This window comes from Sphingobium sp. LMC3-1-1.1, from assembly GCF_040676285.1.
Lineage (GTDB): Bacteria > Pseudomonadota > Alphaproteobacteria > Sphingomonadales > Sphingomonadaceae > Sphingobium.
The window spans coordinates 1-255 of sequence record NZ_JBEGHQ010000091.1; the positions used below are offsets into that span (position 1 = coordinate 1).

Annotated in this window: 1 protein-coding gene; it reads left to right on the forward strand. The window is 56.9% G+C overall.

Features of this window, described 5'->3' with window-relative positions:
* Nucleotides 1-68: 68 nt before the first annotated feature.
* Nucleotides 69-255: hypothetical protein (locus MRBLMC3_RS23165; protein WP_363827570.1), on the forward strand; the 187-nt coding region annotated here is incomplete at its 3' end.

Genomic DNA, 255 nt, shown 5'->3' on the forward strand with positions numbered 1-255 from the left:
GGTTCTAGTCGCAAGCATCCCGTGACTGAGAGACTCGAGCGCTCCCGCTTGCTGACGCGGAGTTCATCATGATTACTGATACTAAAAACAAGGCCGGACCTGCCGAATGGGCAGATTATGTCATCCGCGCTGCTGCTGGAATAGCCAGCGCCGGATCGATCTTCGGCTATGAGAAAATCGTCGCTGCCCGGATTTGGCTGGCAGAACGCCACGGGCGTTCGCTTGCAGAGGCTGCTGACAATGAGTTGCACGGTC